At 40.1% G+C, this 19116-nt stretch carries 8 protein-coding genes; 6 read left to right on the top strand and 2 right to left on the bottom strand.

Going from position 1 to position 19116, the window contains the following annotated elements; genetic code table 11:
- Positions 1-7 precede the first annotated feature (7 nt).
- Positions 8-997 carry an FAD:protein FMN transferase gene (locus BFL47_RS05170; protein WP_069658736.1) on the bottom strand — a complete coding sequence of 330 codons (990 nt, stop codon included), beginning with the start codon at positions 995-997 and terminating at the stop codon, positions 8-10.
- A gap of 66 nt (positions 998-1063) precedes the next feature.
- Entirely contained in the window at positions 1064-3565 is a 2502-nt protein-coding gene (locus BFL47_RS05165; RefSeq protein ID WP_069658735.1) for a TonB-dependent receptor, read from the bottom strand.
- Between the two features lie 201 nt (positions 3566-3766).
- On the opposite strand from BFL47_RS05165, the gene BFL47_RS05160 reads away from it, so the two are divergent.
- The 6 genes from BFL47_RS05160 to BFL47_RS05135 all read left to right on the top strand — a co-directional run bounded on the left by BFL47_RS05160 (position 3767) and on the right by BFL47_RS05135 (position 19092).
- Positions 3767-7873, top strand: coding sequence for a hybrid sensor histidine kinase/response regulator transcription factor (locus BFL47_RS05160; RefSeq protein WP_069658734.1), 4107 nt, complete (start codon positions 3767-3769; stop codon positions 7871-7873).
- 202 nt (positions 7874-8075) lie between these two features.
- Positions 8076-9803 carry an alpha-L-arabinofuranosidase gene (locus BFL47_RS05155; RefSeq protein WP_139125765.1) on the top strand — a complete coding sequence of 576 codons (1728 nt, stop codon included), beginning with the start codon at positions 8076-8078 and terminating at the stop codon, positions 9801-9803.
- 265 nt (positions 9804-10068) lie between these two features.
- Positions 10069-12918 (top strand): TIM-barrel domain-containing protein, encoded by a 2850-nt coding sequence (locus BFL47_RS05150; RefSeq protein WP_069658733.1) that lies wholly within the window; start codon positions 10069-10071, stop codon positions 12916-12918.
- Positions 12919-12942: 24 nt separating this feature from the next.
- Positions 12943-16080 carry a SusC/RagA family TonB-linked outer membrane protein gene (locus tag BFL47_RS05145; protein WP_069658732.1) on the top strand — a complete coding sequence of 1046 codons (3138 nt, stop codon included), beginning with the start codon at positions 12943-12945 and terminating at the stop codon, positions 16078-16080.
- A gap of 17 nt (positions 16081-16097) precedes the next feature.
- Positions 16098-17687: a RagB/SusD family nutrient uptake outer membrane protein gene (locus BFL47_RS05140; protein WP_069658731.1), complete on the top strand. Its 1590-nt coding sequence runs from the start codon at positions 16098-16100 to the stop codon at positions 17685-17687.
- A gap of 37 nt (positions 17688-17724) precedes the next feature.
- On the top strand, positions 17725-19092 hold the full coding sequence (locus tag BFL47_RS05135; protein ID WP_069658730.1) for a hypothetical protein: 1368 nt from the start codon (positions 17725-17727) through the stop codon (positions 19090-19092).
- Positions 19093-19116 lie beyond the last annotated feature (24 nt).

The raw sequence follows: 19116 nt of genomic DNA, 5'->3' as shown, positions 1-19116 counted from the left end.
GCAGTAACTACATCGCTTGAAGTTTTTTTAAATGGAGCTTTGGGGATGAAAATACCTGACCATTATCTGTAATCAGGATATAGGTATAGTCGGGAAATTTTTTAATGAACTGTGTCGCAGCATCCTTTCCTAAAACCATCATGGAGGTGCTGAACCCATTTGCTTGTTCGGCGCTTGGACCGAAAACAGTTACGCTGCATAGTCCTGTAGCGGGGTAACCGGTGGCAGGGTTGATGATGTGGGCGTAGCGTTTGCCATTGAAGACAACAAACTTTTCGTAACTGCCGGAAGTGACTACGGATCCCTGGTGCAGAGGAACGACTGCAATAATGGTGTCTTCTTTCATTGGGTTTGTGATTCCTATATTCCAGTCGCTGCCATCAGGTTGTTGACCCCAAACGCTCATATCTCCGGAGCCATTTACGATACCTGCTTGAATACCTTTTTTAAGCATTAATTCGCGGCTTCTGTCCGCCGCGTAACCTTCACCCAATGCTCCAAAGGCAATTTTCATTCCCTTTAGTTTTAAAAATATAGTAGAATTTGCGCTGTCAAGAATGATGTTTTTATACCCTACTTTTTCTACCGATTTCTTAATGGTTTCCGGCGTTGGCATTGCCGTCATTGAACCATCAAACTTCCAGATCCTATCCATAGCGGCAAAGCTGATATCAAAAGCACCGCTTGTTATGCGAGATAAATGGATTGCCCGCCTGGTTAGTTCAAACACTTCACGGTCCACCTGAACAGGGCGGATGCCTGCATTTTGGTTAACCTGTGATACTTGCGATTCGGGCTTCCAATCGGATATCAGGTATTCTATGCGGCTAACCTCGGCGATTACGGTGTCAATATTTTGTGTGGCCAGGGTAGAGTCGTTGGCTACTAGTGTAATATCCCATCGGCTACCCATCAGCATTATTGTTCTTTTACGCAGGACCTGTGAACTGACGTTTAAAGACAATAAGATGATTACCGGTAAAATCAGTTTTTTCATTGGATTTAAAATTCGAAAAAAAACCGGACAATTATGTGCCCGGTTTGAATCATATAATAGTATATACTAAAATTTATAAGCTAAAGTTGCAACAAACATGCGTGGAGGGATAGGGTTAAGGCTATAACGGTCATGAACGATATAATTAAAAGTGTCAAAAATGTTAGCCACTTTAGCGAGCAGTGATAGTTGCCTGAAACTATAACCTGCAGAAAGATCGACAGTTGTAAAACCTGTTAATGGGAATAGGGCGTTGTAAGATGATGTAACTCCCAGAGGGTTTGCTAGAGTAACAGGTACTTTTGCACTATTGAGTTCACCTGGCACTAGTCCAATGGTATTGTTGTTGCCACCATTACGTTTTCCTGTATAGAATGCAGACGCTCCAATTTTGAGACCTTTAACTTTTCCCTGATCAAAAGTGTAAAAGATTGAACCGTTGGCCGTATGTGCGGGGTTGTTGATAAGCCTTTCGCCCTCAACCTGCGAGCCTGTAGTGTCAGAAGTACTAGTGTATCGCATGTAGTTATACCCATAGCCGGCAATAAAATAGAAATTTTTAGACAGGGATCCGTTTACATCAACTTCTAGACCGTCACTAGTCGTTTGACCGTTAAGCGTTTTAATACTGGTATTCGTATTTTGATTTCCATTTTGGTCTAGTAAAGCAGTCTGTGCAAAGTTACTGTTGCGAATGCGGTAAATACTCAGATTGGCTGATAGGCGTCCATTTAGAAATTCATTTTTCACACCGGCTTCATATTGATCTACAATCGATGGTTTTAGATTGTTAAGATAAATATCCTGACCGCTGTTAATGGTGAAATTGTTCGTATAGCTGGCATACACGGATGTTGTTTGTACCGGTTGATAGATAAATGCAATTTTGGGAGAAAAGGCTTTATCTGCTTTATCTGCTGTTAAACCACGGCGTTCCTGTTGGGTAACATTATTGAAAATAGTGGTCTGGAAGGCTTTTTGATAAGACCATCTTAGGCCTGCCAATACTTTGAATTTGCTCGAAATGCTAACCAGATCTTGTATGTAAATGCCCATTCGATTCTGTGGAGTAGTGGTTAATGCGGTATCTGCTATGGCTGGAATATCGGCACGAACATTAAATGTGGCTGAATCATAGATATTGATCATGTCATAGCGTGTACCTACAGTACCTTCAGCGGATGTGTACTTGAACGTATTATTTTTTGCTACTATTCGGGTAAAGTCAGAGCCGAACAATAACTGGTGTCCGATAGAACCGGTTTTGAATGCAGCATTTAGATTGAGTTGAGCAGAATAATCTTTTTCTGCACTTTTTACAGCACTTAGGTTACGGGTCCAATTGCCATTGGCTTCGATGGTTGTGGGTACACCTACTCCAAATCCGTTAACCGTAGTGTTTTGTAAGCCACCGACAGCTGTTAATTTCCAATTGTCATTAAAACGGTGGTTAATGGTTAAATAGCCAGAACCTTGTTCCGTCTTATTATAAGCCCAGTTTGGGTAAATAAACCTGTTTCTTGGCTGTTTCGGTACCTCGGTAATCGTGATACGATTATTGGGTATGCCTGCACCGGCGTCAGGTACTATATCTGACTTCAGGTAATCACCTTCTAATAAGATATCGGTTTTGCCTCCGATTTTATAAAGCAACGATGGATTTACGTATGTGCGATTTACGTTTACAACATCGCGGTAACTGTCCGCATTTTCATGTGTGCCTACTACGCGGAAGGCCAGGTTTTTGCTTATAGGGCCGTAAAGATCTAAAGTTGGTTTGTATTGATTATAGCTTCCGGCGAGCATAGATACCGATCCACCCCAGTCAAATCGTGGTTTTTTTGTTACCAGATTAATGATAACTCCACCAGACACGTTACCATATAACAAAGCAGAGCTGCCTTTTAATACCTCTATGGACTCTAATGTACTGGCATCTGGGAAACCCTGTGTGTTAGTGATAATGCCATTTTTGAAAATACTACCGCCTGAGCCTGCAATACCGATGCTATAGCCACGTGCGGAAAACGTTTCTGCAACTCCCCCACGTGATTGTGTAAGAGATACTCCGCTCACATTTTTAACGACATCGCCCAGACGAATGGCCTGTTGATCAGCAATCACGGTGCTTGGAATTACACCTGTGCTTTGTGGCAGATCTAATGGGCGAATGTTCGCTTTACCTAAAGTTACAGGTTTATTCAAAGTTTGAGAACCCATGACTACAACTTCATTTAGTTGAGAAGCGCTTTCACTGATAGTAAAATCAATTTTACTTTTGATGCCTGCACCGACGCTTACCTGGCGTTTCTGCGTTTTTAAACCCACGAAAGACACTTTAAGAGTATAATTTCCAGGTTTAATATTGGATATCGTATAACTGCCGTTATCATCGGTCATCGTTCCTTTGTTACTTCCTGAAAGTGCAACACTTACAGAATTTGCAGGTTTGCCGTCAATAGTTTTTACATTGCCGGATATAGTCCCGTTTTTTGATTGGGCCACTACAGTCAAAGTGATCAGACTGTAACATACCGTGAGTAAGATAAGGGAGTGAAATTTCTTCATTGTTATTTAGATTGATTCTAATTTTAGACGAAAATACAAATCTCATCTTAAATATGAAACACTATTTAGAATTATTTTAAATAAACGAAGATTTTGATGAAAGGACTGGTTGTTAAATAATATTTACTTTTCTGCCTTTAGCATAATAAATCCTATCTTCGAATAGAGAAGTGGTAACCTATTTTAACTAACTGATTTTAAATGTTCGCCAAGGCCTGTAAGCTAAGTTTATTTCTGATTGTGGTCACATTCCATAGCCAGGCACAGCCGCATTCTTATCAATTTTCGCAACTTCAGATCTCTTCAGGTTTATCAAATAATCAGATTAACAGTATCCTTAAAGATAAAACAGGATTCATGTGGTTTGGTACACTATCCGGATTGAACCGATATGATGGGTATTCGTTTAAAATATTCAAGCATAACCTGAAAGACTCTACTTCTATAAATGACGATAATATTTTAAATATTCAGCAAGGACCTTATGGAAAGCTTTGGGTTCAGACCCGTTTGGGATATACGATCTATGATCCGCAGAAGGAACGTTTTGATCGGCACCCTGAGCGGTTTTTAAGATCATTGGGAATCAATACTCTTCTCACTGATATTAGGGACGACAAAAAAGGGAATTTTTATCTGCTGGCTGGTAATGCATTGTATCAGTTTAAGGAATCGGATAAAAAGGCCAAACTTATCTCTACTCAAGGCTCTTCTATCATTACATCTGTGGCTGTTTCTGTGGATGGGGCGGTGTGGACGGTTAATAATCAGGGGAGTTTAGAGCAGTTCAGTGCCGGTGATCATCGTCGTGTCTATAAGAAAACGATTACGGATGCAGCCAGCTATAGTTTGTTTATTGATCGGCAGGGTGATCTTTGGGTTTATTCGAAAGATCGGCCAAAAGGAGTTTTCTGTATTTCCCAAACGGGAAAAACTATAACTCATTATACCAATAAAAGTGATCTGAAGCTGAATACGAATAATATTTATAGTGTAAGTCAGGACGATAAAGGGATTATATGGCTGGGTACGGATCATGGCGGGATTAACCTTTTGAACAAATGGAACCGCAGCATCAGTTATCTTTCCAATAGGGAAGGGGATGAGAAAAGTGTGGCTCAAAACAGTACGCCTGTCATTTATAAAGATGATACAGGAATCATGTGGGTCGGTACATTTAAGAGGGGATTAAGCTTTTATCATGAAAATATTATCAAGTTCCCACTTTACCGGCATCAGTCAGCTGAATTTACTAGTCTGCCTTACGATGATGTGAACCGTTTTGTGGAAGATAAAGCAGGGAATTTGTGGATTGGCACCAATGGAGGCGGTTTGATTTATTTTAACAGAACGACTAATACCTTTAAAACCTATAAACACAATGTCTCTCAATTGAACAGCCTGAGTAATGATGTGGTGGTTAGTTTGTGTATTGATCATGAGCAAAAATTATGGATCGGTACGTACTTTGGGGGGCTGGATTGTTTCGACGGGAAAACGTTTGTGAATTACAGGCATAGTGATACGAATCCGGCCAGTCTATCTGACGACCGGGTTTGGGAAATCATGGAAGACTCGGCTCATCGCCTATGGGTTGGCACTTTAAATGGAGGCTTGAATCTTTTTGACAGGAGTACTAAAATTTTTAAACATTACAGGGCTTCGGATCCGAATACTATAAAATCAAACTATATCAATGCATTATTGGAGGATCGGGCAGGCAATTTATGGCTGGGAACGGATAATGGAATTGATGTTAGGTTGAAGAACACGGGGAAGTTTATACATTATTCTTACAGTGATGTTCGTTCAAAGGGACTAGTCAATAATAATATTTTATCCTTGAATTTAGATAGCAGGGGCTGGATTTGGGTGGGCACGCAGGAAGGCATCAGTATATATGATCCTGTTAAAGCGAGGTTTAATACGTTGAGAACTACAAACGGAATTGTAGATCATACGATTTTAACTATTCTGGAAGATAATAATCATGCGATGTGGTTGAGTACAACTAAGGGAGTGTCCAGGTTGATTTTATCTAAAAAAGGGGTTGGTTATCAGGTTCATTTTAAGAATTATGATGAGCTTGATGGGCTTCAGGGAAAAGAGTTTAATGAGAATGCGGCCTTTAAAACAAGTAGGGGGGAATTAATTTTCGGAGGTGCTAATGGATTTAATCTTTTTGATCCGCATATCATTAAGACCAATAAGCAATCACCTGTAGTTGCTTTTACTGATTTTCAGTTGTTTAATAAAAGTATTTGTCCGGATGAATTAATAGATGGAAATCCTGTTATCACCAACTCAATTTCCAATACGAAGGAGATCGTGTTGAATCATAATCAGAATGTTTTTTCTATTGAATTTGCAGCACTTAATTTTTCTAACGCGGCAAAGAATAAATATTCGTATATCCTGGAGGGATTTAATGATAAATGGGTTACGACAGATAGTCGGGAGCGCAAAGCAACCTTTACTAACCTTGATCCGGGTGATTATGTGTTTAAAGTAAAGGCGGCAAATGATAATGGGGTATGGAGTCCTGGGGGAGCATATTTAAGAATTAAGATCCTTCCACCATTCTGGAATACCACTTTTGCCCGGTTATTTTATCTGCTTGCTGCTATTGGTATTATTTTTACTCTGCGGAGGCGTGGTATTCAGAAGTTGAAAGCGCAGTTTACTTTGGAACAGGAGCGTCAGTCATCGCAACAGATGCATGAGCTGGATATGATGAAAATTAAGTTCTTCACGAATGTGAGTCATGAGTTCAGGACGCCTCTTTCTTTGATACTTGCTCCTCTGGATAAGCTGTTGAAGCAGAATAAAGATACGGCAGAAAAGATCCATCTGCAATTGATTCAACGGAATGCAAAACGACTGTTGAATTTGGTGAACCAGTTAATGGATTTCCGTAAGATGGAGGTAAAGGAACTTAAACTCCAGCCTGTTGAAGATGATGTTGTTGAATTTATGAAGGAAAATTTTCAGTCATTCACTGATCTGGCTGAAAACAAGAATATTACGTATTCCTTTACTTCAATGCTGAGCTCCTTTACTACTAGTTTTGATCCTGACAAAATAGAAAGGATTCTTTTTAACCTTTTGTCCAATGCCTTTAAATTCACTTCTGAAGGTGGTGAAATTAGTATGGCGCTGAAGTTTGAGTTACAGGATGATCAGCATTCGACCATTATAATAGTCATCAGGGACAGTGGCATAGGAATCCCCCTGAATAAACAGGATAAGATCTTTGAGCGTTTCTTTCAAAATGAGGTGCCGGGCTATATGGTAAACCAGGGAAGCGGTATTGGTTTATCGATCACTAAAGAATTTGTGAATTTACATCATGGGACTATAAAAGTGGAGAGCGAGCCGGGTAAAGGAAGTTGTTTTACGGTTGAATTTCCTTTGATTTCCATTTCAACGAATGTTACTGAGCTCGACTATGAAGAAGTGGTTTTGGAAACTGAGCTGCATGCGCATATTGAAAATCAGGTAGAAGAAAAAAGTAAGGTTAGTTTAAAGAAACCAGTTATTCTGCTTATTGAAGATAATGATGATTTTCGTTTTTACTTAAAGGACAATTTAAAACAGGTTTATACGATTATTGAAGCGACAAATGGAAAGGCAGGCTGGAATAAGGCCCTTTCTCTGCATCCTGATTTAATCGTGTCGGATATCAGTATGCCTGAAATGAATGGTATTGATCTATGTGCAAAATTGAGGAACGATAAGCGGACCAGTCATATCCCTATTATATTGCTTACTGCTTTAACTGGTGAAGAGCAGGTTCTGCGTGGTTTGGAAACTGGTGCTAATGACTACATGACTAAACCCTTTAACTTCGAAATATTGCTTTCTAAGATTAAAAATCTGCTGATTCGTCAGGATTCTTTGCGTAAAACGTATCAGAAACAGGTGGAAGTAAGGCCTGTAGAAGTGGAAGTGCAGTCGGCAGATGAACGCTTTATTCAACAAGCACTAATAATTCTGGAGAAGAATATTTCTAATACGGATTTCTCTGTGGAAGAATTTAGCCAGCTTATGTGTATGAGTCGGGTGGCCTTATATAAGAGACTGTTGCAACTGACCAGACAAACGCCAATTGAGTTTATTAGGAGTATCAGATTGAAGCGAGCAGCAAGACTTCTGGAGAAATCGCAGTTAACCGTGGCGGAAATAGCCTATGAGGCGGGTTTTAATAATCCCAAAGCTTTTGCTAAATATTTTAAAGCGGAGTATGGTGTTTTACCGTCTGCATATATCAAAACGCATCATAATTTAAATGGTTCTACAATAGAATAAATTGCCTGATCTTCAATCGATTAGTTATGGTTAACATTTTGATCCCTAAATGTTAACATTTCGATACCCTCCCCTCATTTGTCTGTGTATAGATTTACAAAAGAATCACACGAATACATGTGATTCTTAGCCAATTGAATCCGTTAATTATATTATAGCCTAAGCCTTATTATAATTAAACTATCTAACCAAAGGGAATAATATGATGATTAAAAGAATGATTTGCTTTGCACTTATTCTTGTTGCATTTGCTTGTAAAAAGGAAAAAAAGGCCAGTGAGGAAGTAAAGGTAGATCCTGAAATCGTCCCAACTACTCCTGCTGATCCGGAGACAGCCAAGACACAGGGAATCTTTTTAGATGATTGGGTGGTTAAAAACTTTGTGGCTCCTGCTTATGATTTAGTTGCCCAAACAAGCTCTGTTGCAATCATTACAGTTACAATAGATGGAAATACCATCCTGACTAAGGTTCCTAAATATCTTTTTGGCACAAATACCAACCCTTATATTGGTCAGATGGTTACTGAACCTATATTAATCAATCATCTGAAAGATTTGGCTCCTACTATCATTCGTTTTCCGGGAGGAAATATATCAAGTATCTACTTCTGGAATGCATTAGTAAATAGTCCTCCGGCAGATGCACCAGTGAAAATTTATAATGGGGATAATGTGATTGCAGATGCCGGTTATTGGTATGGAAAAAATACGTCCAGCTGGACGCTTTCTTTGGATAATTACTACAGCATGTTACAGCAGACTCAAAGTACGGGAATCATTACCGTAAATTATGGTTATGCCCGGTATGGTACAGCCGCGAATCCTGTTACTGCAGCTGCACATCTGGCTGCAGATTGGGTTCGGTATGATAAGGGGCGAACTAAATATTGGGAAATTGGGAACGAAAGCAATGGAACTTGGCAGGCAGGGTATCGGATTGAGTTGAGTCAAAATAAGGATGGGCAGTCTGAGTATATTACAGGTGATCTTTACGGTAGGCACTTTAAAGTTTTTGCTGACTCGATGAAAAAAGCAGCGCAGGACATAGGTAAAACTATATACATCGGGGCGCAACTATTGGCCGAAGCCCCTGCTTCATGGGCTACCGCAACCGATAAGACCTGGAATGCCGGGGTACTTAGTCAGGCTGGCAATACTCCCGATTATCATATTATTCACTCCTATTATACGCCATATAATACGAATTCCAATGTTTCAGATATCCTCGGATCAGCTGTTACCATGACTAAAAGCATGGTTGAGTATGTAAAACAAATGGCACAGGCCAATGGAGTGGCAGAAAAGCCATTAGCACTAACCGAATGGAACATATTTGCGGTAGGTTCTAAACAGATGGTATCAAATATTGTAGGGATACATGCTGATATGGTTTTAGGGGAACTACTTAAAAATAAGTATGGAATGGCAAGCCGCTGGGATATTGCAAATGGGTACAATAATGGTGATGATCATGGCATGTTTGGTTTGGGTGATGAAGGTAATGGAACTTCGAAGTGGAACCCCAGGCCGGTTTTCTATCATATGTACTATTTTCAAAAGTATTTTGGCGATAGAATGCTTGCTTCTGAAGTGCAGGGTAATTCTGATATTGTTTCTTATGCTTCATCTTATTCTTCAGGTGAGGTGGGTGCAGTGTTGATTAATAAAGGGGCCACAGCACAAACCGTTAAAATATTGGTAAAGAACTTCAATCCGGGAAGCCGGTATTATTGGTACACATTAACGGGAGGGAGTGATAATGGCAATTTTTCTCCTAAAGTTTATGTAAATGCAATTGGGCCTAACGAAACAACCGGTGGACCATCAACTTACAAACAGATCAAAGCGTATGCGGTTGCGGCGCAGGGAGAGATTAAATTAGATCTTCCTGCAAGAGCATCAGTCTATTTGGTAATCGATAAAAAATAGAATTTACGTATGCTAAACTTGATAATTGCTTTATTTTAGTGTTATTTTCAATCGTAAAAGAGATATATAGTTAGTGTTGTTGTTATAAATAATTGATAATTAAGTAGTTATTTTTGGTTAACATTTTGATACCCATATATTAACATTTTGATACCCTCCCCTTGTCAGCCTCTTTATAGATTTACATTAGAATCGTATCAGCGAATACTTTTTTGACCAATACAGTCTTTTTTAAACCATTAAAAATTATAAATCTATACCAATTATGACGTGCAGGAGTATATTAAACGTTGTCTTATTTTGTTTTTCTCCATTTATTCTTTCAGCCCAGGAGCCTGTTGTGAAAAAGTTGGATAATGGAATCCAGGTTACCTTCCAGGAAAGCTTATCTACTATCAAGCAGACCGTCGAATTAAACGTAATCTCAGATAAAGTAATACACGTCACTTCATCTCCAACAGGATTTGGTAATACGTATAAGAGTTTAATGATTGCAGATGCACTGCCTAAAACGGCTACAAGTTGGGAGATGAAACAGGATGCAGAACAGGTTGTTTTATTAACTTCGAGCATTAATGCAAACGTTAGCTTAAAAACAGGTGCAGTCTCTTTTACGGATAAAACAGGAAGGCCTATTTTAAAGGAACTAAAACGGGATGGAACAACATTTGTATCTGATTCTTATTCTGGTGATAAGTTTTATAAAATCAATCAGGGTTTTGGAATAAGTGATTCTGAAGGCTTTTATGGATTAGGCCAGCATCAGAATGGGGTAATGAATTATCGGGGACACCAGGTGGACCTGTCGCAGTACAATACAGATGTGGCTATTCCTTTTATGGTTTCCAGTGCTAATTATGGCATTCTTTGGGATAATTATTCGATTACTAAGGTAGGGGATGTGCGGAAATTGCAACCCTTATCTGCATTAAAGTTATATTCAAAAACAGGACAAGCCGGCTGGTTAACGGCAACCTATTCCAGCTTAAAGCAAACATCAGCTCCAATTGTAAGGGCGGAGTCTATAATCGATTATTCTTTCTTAAAGGATATGAAGAACTTTCCGGATAGCTTTAAAATGGCTAGTGGTAAGGTGCGTTGGGAAGGGGATATCGAATCGCCATATACCGGTCAGCATACGTTATTAATGAAATATGCCGGCTACCTCAAGATCTGGGTGGATGGAAAATTACAAGCTGACCGCTGGCGCCAACCCTGGAATGCCGGGGCAATTGAATTGGAGCTTAACCTGGTTAAAGGAAAGAAATATCCTATCGTGATGGAGTGGATTCCGGATGGAGGGGAGTCTTATCTATCATTTAACTGGCAGAGCCCTATTCCTGAAGAGCAAAAGAATCAGATCTCTTTTCTATCAGAAGCAGGTGATCAGGTGGATTATTATTTCGTGTCCGGAAACAATATTGATGAAGTAATTGGCGGATACCGCTTATTAACAGGTGCGGCTACATTGATGCCCAAATGGGCAATGGGATTCTGGCAAAGTAGGGAACGCTATAAAACTCAGGATGAAATACTGAATACAGTAAAGACTTTTCGCGACAGGAAGATTCCTTTGGATAATATTGTTTTAGACTGGTCGTATTGGGCACAAGACCAATGGGGAAGTCAGGAATTTGATCTGGCACGTTTTCCTTCTGCACAGAATATGATTAGCGAGCTACATGATAAATATCATACTAAGCTGATGATCTCAGTATGGCCGAAGTTTTATAAAGGTGTCGACGCATATAACGATTTTGAGAAAAAGGGTTGGTTGTATATGCGGAACATTGAAGATGATAGGAAAGACTGGATCAGTACCGGTTATTCGGGTACTTTTTATGATCCGTTTAATCCCCAGGCAAGAGTGGGATTCTGGAGTTTATTAAATAATAAATTGTATAAAAAGGGGATTGACGCCTGGTGGCTGGATGCTACAGAACCGGATATTCATTCTAATCTGGATCTGGAGACCCGTAAAACTTTGTTTAGTCCTTCAATAGGATCAGGTGTCCGTTATTTCAATGCCTTCCCGCTACAAAATGCGAAAGGAATCTATGAAGGACAGCGTCAGACAAATCCAAAAGACCGCGTATTTATATTAACTCGCTCAGCCTATGCGGGACAGCAACGTTATGCTACAGCTACCTGGAGTGGTGATATCTCCTCCCGCTGGCATGATATGAAAGATCAGATTGCTGCAGGTATTAACTTCTCTTTATCAGGACTTCCTTATTGGACCATGGATATTGGTGGGTTTTCTGTAGAACGGAGATTTGAAAATGCTAAGGGGGCTGATTTAGATGAATGGCGCGAGATGAATGCCCGCTGGTATCAGTTCGGTGCGTTTACTCCAATTTTTAGAGTACATGGGCAATTTCCATACAGAGAGATTTTTAACATTGCTCCCGAAAGTCATCCTGCTTATAAAAGCATGTTGTATTATAATAAACTCCGTTATCGCATGATGCCTTATATCTATTCACTGGCAGGTAAAGCATATCATGAAAACTATACCATCATGAGAGGTTTGATTATGGATTTTGGCGGCGATGCAGCAGTTAAAAATATAGCAGATCAGTTTATGTTCGGGCCGTCGTTGCTGATTAACCCGGTTTCCGAATATCATGCTAAAAGCAGAACAGTGTATCTTCCTGAAGGATCGGGTTGGTATGACTTATATACAGGAACCTATAACAAAGGAGGCCAGAAGATCCAGGCTAATGCGCCTTATGAGAGAATGCCCCTTTTTGTGAAGGAAGGTTCCATCATTCCTTTCGGTCCGGAATTACAATATACATCAGAAAAACCGGCTGATCCATTACGTTTGTATATCTATGCTGGTAGGGATGCCTCATTTACTTTATATGAAGACGAAGGCACCAATTATAATTATGAAAAGGGTGCATTTTCCAAAATTCCTTTAAACTATAATGAAAAGGCGAAAACGCTAACTATCGGTAATCGCGAAGGAAGCTTTAATGGAATGCTTCAAAACAGAACGATCCTTGTATTTGTGGTACGCCCCGGTAAAAAGCTTCCGCTAGCTCTTGATGCTACCTCTAAACTTAAAATCAATTATACCGGACAACAAGTCCTCATGAAAATTAACTAATAATGAATAACCTAATTATACGAAATGGAAAGAATTGCTACTAAGAAAGATAGGAAAGTCCTCTTGTGGATGCTCCTTTCGATGATGCTATTTAGCCTTCAGGGCTTTGCTCAAACACGCACAATTACCGGGAAGGTGACAGCGATATCGGATGCTCAGCCTATTCCGTCGGCTGCTGTAAAAATAAAGGGTAAGACGGGTGGTACAAGTACAAATGTTGAAGGTGTATATTCAATTAGTGCCCAGACGGGAGATTTACTTGAGATTACATCAATTGGATTTGCAAAGAAGGAAGTACGCGTAGGTCAAGGTAATACTATTAATATCCAATTGAGTGATGATGTGAAAGCATTAGACGAAGTGGTGGTAATAGGGTATGGTGTGCAAAGGAAAAGACTAGTAACGGGTGCCACTGCTCAGGTAAAAGGAGATGAACTTCAGAAACAAAGTACTACAAATGCTCTGCAAGCCTTGCAGGGACAGGCCCCAGGAATCCAGATCTCATCTACATCAGGACAACCAGGTGAAGGTTCAAGAGTGATCATAAGGGGAGTGGGTACAGTAAGTAATTCCGGTCCGCTTTATATTGTGGATGGAGTACAGACTCCAAGTATTGATTATTTGAATCCTTCGGATATCGAGTCTTTAGATGTATTGAAGGATGCTGCTTCTGCAGCTATCTATGGATCACAGGCTGCTAATGGGGTGGTTTTGGTGACTACAAGGCAGGGAAAGAAAGGTCAGGCTGCTCAAATTACGATCGACGCCTATACGGGAACTCAGAGTGCGGCTAAAAAGGCAAAGCTTCTGAACTCACAACAATATGCTTCCATCATGAATGAAGCTGCTGTAAACGGGGGTAAAACGCCATATTTTACCAATGCTCAAATTGCAGAGATGGGTTCTGGTACCAACTGGTTAGATGAAATGTTTGTGGATAATGCGCTTACACAGAATTATGTAGTTGGAGCCCAAGGGGGAAGCGAATCTTCCGTGTATTCAACCTCTCTTTCTTATACAGGACAGGAAGGTATAGTGGGGGGGAAAGATTTGTCAAATTATGATCGGTATAACTTCCGTATAAATTCAGAGCATAACTTATATAATAAGATAGTGACCGTTGGTCAGCATCTTACTTTTAATTACATCAACAGTAATGGAATTGGTGTAGGCAACCAATACAGTAACTCATTAAGGGCAGCCTTCAATACGAGTCCGTTTGTGCCTATGTATGATGAGAATGGAAATTTCTTTGATAATAGTAAGTCTACATGGAATAATGGAGAGGCAAATCCTTATGCTGCTATGGTGTACGGAAATCAGAATGCAAGGAATAATCAGAGAATGATTGGTGACTTATATTTTCAGATTGAGCCCATAAAGAATTTGAAATTCAGGACAAGTTTAGGAATTGATTATTTTGCAGAGGAGAGTCGTTCTTTTAGCCCGATTTATACTTTATCCATCTATTCGTTTAATAATATTTCCCGGGTAGATCAATCCTTGGGTAAGGGAAAGACTTTGATGTTGGATAAATTGTTAAGCTATAACTTCAATGTAAATAAAGATCACAAGTTTGAACTATTAGCGGGTACATCCAGCTTTCATTCAGATAGATCGGCTATATGGGGAGCGAATAGTGATTTAATATTCAATGACTTGGAACATGCTTGGCTTTCAAATGCAACAAATACAAATGGTGCAACGATAGCGATAGGAGGGGGCCCGACTGATCGTTCAGAAACTGTATTTGAAGAAAAAAGAATGTCCTATTTTGGTCGGTTAAATTACAATTACAAAGAAACGTATCTGTTGAATACGACATTCCGTGCAGATGGTTCTTCGAAATTTTATAAAAGTAATCGTTGGGGTTATTTCCCTTCCGTATCAGCGGGTTGGGTTCTGTCCAATGAGGAGTTTCTGAAGAGTGAAGGTAGTCTGTTAAGCTTTTTGAAGTTAAGGGCTAGCTGGGGTCAAGTAGGAAATCAGAACATTGCTGCTTTTCAATACCTGGCACCCGTTCGTTTTAATAATGTCAATTATTCATTCGGTGATAAAGAAGGAGCGCTTACTCCGGGAGCCTTTCCTAATCGGTTGGGAAACCCTGATGTTAAATGGGAAACCTCTGAACAGCTAAATATTGGATTGGATGCCCGACTATTACACGATAAGATCGGCGTGACTGTGGATTGGTATAAAAAAGCCACTAAGGACTGGCTGATTGCAGCACCAATTTATGCTACTGCAGGTGCCGAGGCTCCCTATATAAACGGGGGAAATGTGGAGAATAGAGGGATTGAATTAGGCCTTACTTATAATGGAACATCAGGTGATTTTCGGTATTCGATCGGTGTAAATGGAGCTTACAATAAAAATGAGGTCAAAGAAATTCCAAATCCAGATGAAACTATTCCTGGAGCTCTTAATCAGTTGTTTGATAATTCCGCAAGATTTTATCGTGCTCAGACCGGATTTCCGATTGGTTATTTCTGGGGATTAACAACTGCAGGCATATTCCAGACTGAAGCGGATGTTAATGCTAACCGTTCTTCCAATGGTACTCTTATTCAGCCTTCGGCCCAACCAGGTGACGTAAGATATGCTGATTTGAACGACGATGGAGTGATAAATGATCTTGACCGGGGTAAGATTGGTGATCCGAATCCGGATTATACCTTTGGCATAACCTTGTCGGCCAATTATAAAGGGTTAGACTTTTCTATGTTAGCGTCCGGAGTCGCAGGGAATCAAATTGTACAGTCTTACCGCAACCAAACTAATCAATATGCGAATTACACGACTGCTATATTGGGAAGGTGGCATGGTGAAGGAACTTCAAATACACTCCCCCGGGTTACAGAAAACTCATCTAATTGGATCAATTTTTCGGACCTATACATTCATAAGGGAGATTATTTAAGGATTAGCAATGTTACGTTGGGTTATGATTTCGGAAAAGTAATTAAAAAAGGATACCTGCGCCAGGTACGAATATATGGTTCTGTACAGAACTTATACACCTTTACTACCTATACAGGAATGGATCCGGAGATTGGTTATGGAATTGATAATGGCGAGCGGGATCGGTTTTCTTCAGGAATAGATCTTGGTTACTACCCACGTCCACGAACATTCTTGCTTGGAGCTAATATCAGATTCTAATTCTTAATCTAAAAAACATGAAAATTACAAAAATATATATTCTGGCATTTGTATTCCTTTCCTTAGGTGGATGTTCAAAGGGATTCCTGGATGTTGAACCAATCACTAATCCAACGGAAACGAATTTTTATAAAACACCTGAGGATGCATATACCGCATTGGTAGGGTGTTATGATGGGCTTCAAACGGTTTGGGCAGATGGGGTGAGTTTCCCGGTTGCCAGTGAACTGCTTTCAGATAATTGTTTTGGCGGAACGGGTGCCTCAGATGCTTATGGTTATCAAATGATTGACGAATTTGATAAAAACAGGTCACCTTCGGATCAGGACCTGTTTGGAGCTAACTGGAGTGCATATTACAAAGCGATATTTCGTTGTAATATGCTGATCGGTAAAATGGATCAGATTGATTGGAGTTCGAACCCTACGTTAAGAAATACCTATGAATCGGAAGTGCGTTTTCTACGTGCTTATTTGTATTTTGATATGGTAAGGTTGTGGGGAAATATTCCATTGCTGACTGCACCATCTAAAGAAAATATTCCTCAATCTTCGGCAGAAGAGGTTTTTAAAACGATCGCTGAAGACCTGAAGTTTGCCGCAGATAATCTGCCTGCTACTAATTATGCTGCTCAACCTGTTGCAACACATGGAAGAGTGACTAAATGGGCTGCTGAAGCGTTGTTAGGTCGTGTCTATTTGTTTTACACCGGATATTACGCTAAACCAGATTTGGCAGGGGTTGTAACTAAAGCACAGGCGCTGACTTACCTTGAAAATGTAGTAACTAATGGCGGATTTGGTTTAGTAGGCGATTTCGCTAATTTATGGCCTGCATCCCTAACCGGTTACGTTGGAGAAGATAATAGAGAGACTGTTTTCGGAATTAAGTATACGTATACAAGTGATTACGCCGGTAATATCGATGGAAATCATTGGATGGTGATGTATGGAATGCGGGAACAATATAGTTATCCCTATGGAAATGGATGGGGTGGTGCTACTGTAAATCCAAAATTGTACAATGCCTATTTGGCAACGGATACCCGGAAAGCAGCTTCAACTATTGCTATTGCTGAAGAAAAAATTCCTTTTGTTAATCAGAATAAGCAAAGGGAATATACGGGTTATTATGTAAAAAAATATGCGCCTCTTGTTGATGAAGCAGGGAATAGTATTGCTGTAAACAATGGAGCCGCAAATTTTATGATTGGCCAGTTTGAAGATTATGTAGCAATCAGGTATTCCGATGTTCTGCTTATGGCAGCTGAATTGGGCAGTGCCAATGCGCAGACTTATTTTGATGATGTGAGAAGAAGGGCTTATCAAGGGGCGTTTACTCCGTTGGCTATCTCTCAAGATAATATCATGAAGGAGAGAAGGCTTGAATTCGCGTTTGAAGGGATTCGTTTTTGGGATTTGCTTCGGAGAGGGGTGAATGTAGCTGCACAGGAAATTGCAGAAACTACAACTGTTTTGAATGGCGGAAAACCTGCTACAAAGACAATAACTGCAGCGAAAATAACAGAAACAAAAGGTTGGCAACAAATTCCAAATAGTGAAGTTGCGCTTTCGACCGGTGTGTTGAAGCAAAATCCAGGCTGGTAGAGAGATAACAGATCGATAATAATTAGCAAAACAAGACATGAAACGCTTTATAAAAATACTAACTGCTCTCTTTCTGCCGGTGGTGATGATGACCGCCTGTCAGAAAGAAGACTATTCACTTGAAAAGACGCTGGATAAATCAGCGGTTAAATTTACGGTTGTTCAGGATCTTGTAAAAGATCCGGGGGGTAATACTGTCATATTAACGAATGAAACTCCGGGAGTTTTGCCAATGTGGGATTATGGTACAGGTCGTTCGACCCGTACTAAAGATACCATCCAATTTGCGTTTAAAGGAAAGTATATGGTTAAGTTCGCTGTGCTTTCTGGTGGAAATACAATACAAATGGACTCTGTGCCTATCGTCGTTACTGCAGACAACCTGAGTTATGTGCAGGATCCGCTATGGATAGCATTGACAGGTGGGCCGGGAAATGAAAAAGAATGGTTACTGGATACCGATGGTAAATTAGGTGCAGGACCTATTACTTTCCTTGACCCTGCTAATTTTAGCAGTGTATGGTGGTGGCCTGGGGTTGCGGACGTTTACCCAGGTGTAATGACGAAGGGAGATTATGGAAGCATGAAATTCAATTTGAAGGGTGGCCCGTTTTTTAGTAATAATAAACTGATTGAAGGCGGGGTAAGGGAAAACGGAACTTTCTCTTTTGACCCTGCTGCTAAAACTATCACCTTGAATGGAGCAACTATTTTGCGTTCTTATAAACCTGCGAAAAACGGTTTGACCGGTATAAGTAACTGGTCGAAATATCAAGTGATTGAATTAACTGATAATAGCCTCCGTTTAGGAGTCTTACGAGACAAGGATGTGGATGGTGAGGGACCTGCATTATTGGTTTATAACTTTATATCGAAAGCGTATTCTGATAATTGGGTTCCTGTAGAAACAGGTCCGGATGAAGGCTTCGGTCCTACGTTTAAAGCAGGAGAGCTATTGACCATGTTGGCTGGTAGTAGTTCTTCAGGAAGGATTTGGTTGCTTGATGGTGCCGGGAATCCGATTGACTGGATTGGCAAAGGTAAAGGCTGGACAAAAGCTGCAAATGATTCCAGGGACTGGGGTTGGAATGACTCCTGGAAAGCGGTTTCTGAAAATTCATGGATTCTGTTTGACCGTTTAGGAGGACAGAACTATACGCTTAATCAAAGTGGTGTTTATACAAAAGGTAGCTTTACTATCAATGAAGCAACAAACGAGGTTACCTTGGTAAATGGTACATTGATCCAGAATCCAGGTAACTGGATGAGTACTGCTACACATGTGCTTAAAGTAGTTAAAGCCTTTCCTGGTAAAGTTGAAAGTAAGGGAATTTGGTTTGGTACATCTTACACTGCTGAAAAAGATGAATGGTTTGCCTTTCATTATATTTTAGGTTCTAAATAAGATGAGTTTTGATGATCCGGGTTA

This window comes from Arcticibacter eurypsychrophilus, from assembly GCF_001730525.1.
In the GTDB taxonomy this organism is placed as follows: domain Bacteria; phylum Bacteroidota; class Bacteroidia; order Sphingobacteriales; family Sphingobacteriaceae; genus Arcticibacter; species Arcticibacter eurypsychrophilus.
The sequence above is the reverse complement of the archived record's forward strand: the minus strand, read 5'-3'. Positions and strand labels throughout refer to the sequence as shown.

Bases quoted from the DNA above. Each gene is read 5' to 3' on its own strand.
- BFL47_RS05155 (WP_139125765.1), top strand. From the start codon at position 8,076: ATGATGATTAAAAGAATGATTTGCTTTGCACTTATTCTTGTTGCATTT.
- BFL47_RS05165 (WP_069658735.1), bottom strand. From the start codon at position 3,565: ATGAAGAAATTTCACTCCCTTATCTTACTCACGGTATGTTACAGTCTG.
- BFL47_RS05145 (WP_069658732.1), top strand. From the start codon at position 12,943: ATGGAAAGAATTGCTACTAAGAAAGATAGGAAAGTCCTCTTGTGGATG.
- BFL47_RS05160 (WP_069658734.1), top strand. From the start codon at position 3,767: ATGTTCGCCAAGGCCTGTAAGCTAAGTTTATTTCTGATTGTGGTCACA.
- BFL47_RS05150 (WP_069658733.1), top strand. From the start codon at position 10,069: ATGACGTGCAGGAGTATATTAAACGTTGTCTTATTTTGTTTTTCTCCA.
- BFL47_RS05170 (WP_069658736.1), bottom strand. From the start codon at position 997: ATGAAAAAACTGATTTTACCGGTAATCATCTTATTGTCTTTAAACGTC.
- BFL47_RS05140 (WP_069658731.1), top strand. From the start codon at position 16,098: ATGAAAATTACAAAAATATATATTCTGGCATTTGTATTCCTTTCCTTA.
- BFL47_RS05135 (WP_069658730.1), top strand. From the start codon at position 17,725: ATGAAACGCTTTATAAAAATACTAACTGCTCTCTTTCTGCCGGTGGTG.